Source organism: Mesorhizobium sp. M7A.F.Ca.CA.004.04.2.1, assembly GCF_004022825.1.
Taxonomy (GTDB): Bacteria; Pseudomonadota; Alphaproteobacteria; order Rhizobiales; family Rhizobiaceae; genus Mesorhizobium.
Genome location: NZ_RZPH01000744.1, coordinates 1 through 3,082, shown reverse-complemented (window position 1 = coordinate 3,082; position 3,082 = coordinate 1). Strand labels below are relative to the sequence as shown.

At 62.5% G+C, this 3,082-nt stretch carries 4 protein-coding genes and 1 pseudogene; all 5 read right to left on the bottom strand.

Features of this window, described 5'->3' with window-relative positions:
• Positions 1-276 (bottom strand): annotated as a pseudogene (locus EN893_RS26225) (AraC family transcriptional regulator); the annotation flags it as partial.
• Positions 277-366: 90 nt separating this feature from the next.
• Positions 367-660, bottom strand: coding sequence for an HNH endonuclease (locus EN893_RS26220; RefSeq protein WP_127266773.1), 294 nt, complete (start codon positions 658-660; stop codon positions 367-369).
• 144 nt (positions 661-804) lie between these two features.
• Positions 805-1,482 carry a transcription termination/antitermination NusG family protein gene (locus EN893_RS26215; RefSeq protein ID WP_127266772.1) on the bottom strand — a complete coding sequence of 226 codons (678 nt, stop codon included), beginning with the start codon at positions 1,480-1,482 and terminating at the stop codon, positions 805-807.
• On the bottom strand, positions 1,451-2,629 hold the full coding sequence (locus EN893_RS26210) for a helix-turn-helix domain-containing protein (protein WP_127266771.1): 1,179 nt from the start codon (positions 2,627-2,629) through the stop codon (positions 1,451-1,453). The genes EN893_RS26215 and EN893_RS26210 overlap by 32 nt, the downstream gene beginning before the upstream one ends.
• Positions 2,626-3,082 (bottom strand): hypothetical protein (locus tag EN893_RS38255; protein ID WP_206640176.1); only part of this gene is annotated, 457 nt, incomplete at its 5' end. The genes EN893_RS38255 and EN893_RS26210, both read right to left, overlap by 4 nt.

The window sequence follows — 3,082 nt, the reverse complement described above, 5'->3', positions numbered from 1 at the left end:
GTTGCCGGCAGTGGCTTGCTCGAGGGCGATCTCAAACCGCCTGGCATCGAGCCGATCGCGCATTGCGTCGCGCTCTTTCATGTCGGCTCTAAAATACCGCTTCAACGTCGCCGGCGAGATGCCAAGAGCGTTGGCGATCCGGATGTTGACCCAGCCCAGCGCCATCAACAGCTTGACTTTGTTGCGATCTTTTTCGGTCGGCTCATACGGCGGACGGCCGCGGTTACCGAAGCCCTCACGAACCGGCTGACCGAACAGGTCAAAATTCGGCTCCATCAGAAAAAAATCTCCGAATGTGGGGGACGCGGGTCCGGCGGGGAGGGGCTTCCGGACTTTCGACCCGCCCCCCCGGTTGGTCGGCGATGGTCAGTACCAGACGCCTCGATGTTGCAGGCTGACCTGCTCGGCCTTCTGCGCTTCGCTGTCGTGCCATTCCTTGGACACGGCTATCAGGTTGTCTTCATCCCAGAACAGCACCTCGTCGCCACGATGTTCCTTGTCGTGGTGGATGACTGGGCTGTTCGGGGCAGGGTGCTTGCCGATCAGCAGCACGCCTGTCTTGCGGCAGGTGTACATGTCGCGAAGCAGGATGCGCTGCCGCACCTGCTGCCAGCGTGCGGTCTTATACCAGCGCCGCCAAGGCGCTGTGTTGCTGCTCATTGTCTGGAATCTTTTCCATTGCGGTGAAGCTGCTCGCTTCACCTGGGTCCGCCTGGCGCTTCCCTCATCCTCACTGGGATGGGTGCGAACACAGCCTCGGAAGCGAATGTGCTTCACGGTTCGGATCGTCCTAGGACGGACTCGCTATTCTGTCTTGCTGAGATTCGCAAGGGGGATCATCGCCGACACGGTGCCGCCGAACAGCATTATGTCGACCCAGAGGGAGGCGTCATTAGCCTCCCGCGATACCGTGCCTTTGCGACCAGCCAATGCGCCATCGGTCACCGTCACTCGATCACCTTCGGCTATAGGCTTGCGCCTCTTCATCTCCTCGGCTGCAAGCTTGCGGCGCTCACGCTCTGAGAGCTTGAGGAAAGCACGAAAGCCATTGATATCGCTTTCCGAAACAGGCTTTGGCTGCATCCATCCGCCGACGATGTCGACAACCTCATCCACTGCCTTGATGCCGATCAGAACACGGTCGGTGTCCGAGACGTAGATCATCAGATAACCGGGCAAAGCAGGGTTGTCCTGTTCTTCCCGCTTGGCCTTGGAACGACCTCCGCGGCGCTTGGGCTGTGTGCTGTCGACCGGCAACCACGTTTCCACGAAGAGTTTCCGCAGAGCTTCATCCACAGCATTTTCATGACCAACCGAAACGCGAAGAACGTACCAGCAGCGCACCGGTCCTGATTCGCCGGCTCCCGCCAGCAGCGCTTGTGCCCTTCGGCTCATGCCCTGCTGCCTGTCCGATTCGGCATAGCAGCGGTCGAGATTGATCACTTCCGCATCACTCAGCCGCTTCACGTCCGCCCGCATCATGGTTTCCTCGCACCGCTTGTTCAAACGTTTCCAATCCTGCCGGCCCGCCAGCCGGCATCCACACCCATTCGACGTGTCCCGGTGCAGGCAGCCAGGGCCAGCCGCGCCGATGGTGCTCGACCTCCCACTCCGTCCAGCGATCGGTGCCGACACGGACCTGCTCCATCATCTCGGCCAAGGGCTGCAGCGTTGCCGCCACCGTCACGCCACCGCCGAAGCGGGCACGGTCGTGCATGGCGTTCACCGCTGGCCATCCGTGCTTGGCCTGACGCTCCAGCTGCAGCGCTTCGCCGTCCATGGTGCCGGCCGCAATTGCGTCCTGCTGGAACCGCGTCATTGGCGGCATGGCGGCTTTCGGCCCGGTCAGCAGTTGCTTCATCCGGGCTGCCTGCCACAGCTTGCCGAAGGGTGCCGCGGTGGCTTCTTGCGCCGGCGCCGTCGCTGCGGCCAGACGCGGCAGGAACGGCACCCACATGCGGTCCTTGATGAAGGTGGCCACGGCGCAGGCCTGCTTGACGCCGGCCTTGCGGCACTCGGCCAGGAACAGCGGCACGCACGGTGCGCACTCGGCTTGGTCGGCGGCGGAAAGCTTGAACCACTCGGCCAGCATCGGCGGCTTGGGCGAGACGTCGAAACGGTCCCATCCCTTGAACGATTTGTAGAAAAGCGCCTCTGATCTTCGTCGATCCTCGCGCTCGCGCTCTCTCTCAAAACTACTGTCAGGTTTTGCTAAACCATCAGTATTTACTAGTGTTGGATTCACCGTCGACGGCATCACCGTCGACGGGTTTTCAGTCTGCGGCAAAGATGCAACACCTTCGCCGGCGGCACTGTCGCGAAGCTCGCGCGGCTCGTCGAAGATGACCAGCGAAAGCTTGCCGAATCGCCCGTCTTCGCGCTCCTGTTCCTTGTCGGCATAGCCGTGCTTGACCAACTCGTTGACGATCTTGCGCGCCTTGTCGCGCCCGCAGCCGCCGCGCCTGGCGATGTCGCCGAGAATGACGGTCCAGTTGTCCGGCTTCGACAGGAGATAGCCCAGCAGCCAGCGCGCCTCCATGGAGAGGCGCACATCTTCGAACACGTGGTTCGGCACCGTGGTGTAGCGGGCATTGCGGACGCCGCGCCGGATGGTGGCTTCCTCGCTCATGCCGCCCTCCGATTGGACAGCGGCAACGGCATCTGCCAAGGGGCAGGAGGTAGCGCGATGGCAATTCCGACAGCATCACAGTAGCGAGCTGCTTCGGTCCAGGAATTGGCATTACGGCCTTGTTTGCGCGCCGCATCGCTCCAGGCCATGCTGTCGGCGCTGTAGAGCAGGGCTCTGACGCCGGGATGGCTGAGCGCGGTGAGCTTGATGCCGAAGCCATGCAGCCGCAGATCGGCCCGCGCGGCATGGATGGCGCTCAGCACCTCGACGATGCGTGCCGGGTCGCCATTGCGCTTGCACACCGAGCCGACACCGACCCACATGTCGGGTTTCAGCCGGTCGCCATACATCTCGATGTGCCGGACATAGTCCTCGGGCGCATAGCCCTGCAGGACCGGCAGGATCGGAAACGGCAAATCTTCCGCGACCAGTAAGTCGTAGCGCTCGATGGTC

Bases quoted from the DNA above. Each gene is read 5' to 3' on its own strand.
- EN893_RS26220 (WP_127266773.1), bottom strand. From the start codon at position 660: ATGAGCAGCAACACAGCGCCTTGGCGGCGCTGGTATAAGACCGCACGC.
- EN893_RS26215 (WP_127266772.1), bottom strand. From the start codon at position 1,482: ATGATGCGGGCGGACGTGAAGCGGCTGAGTGATGCGGAAGTGATCAAT.
- EN893_RS26210 (WP_127266771.1), bottom strand. From the start codon at position 2,629: ATGAGCGAGGAAGCCACCATCCGGCGCGGCGTCCGCAATGCCCGCTAC.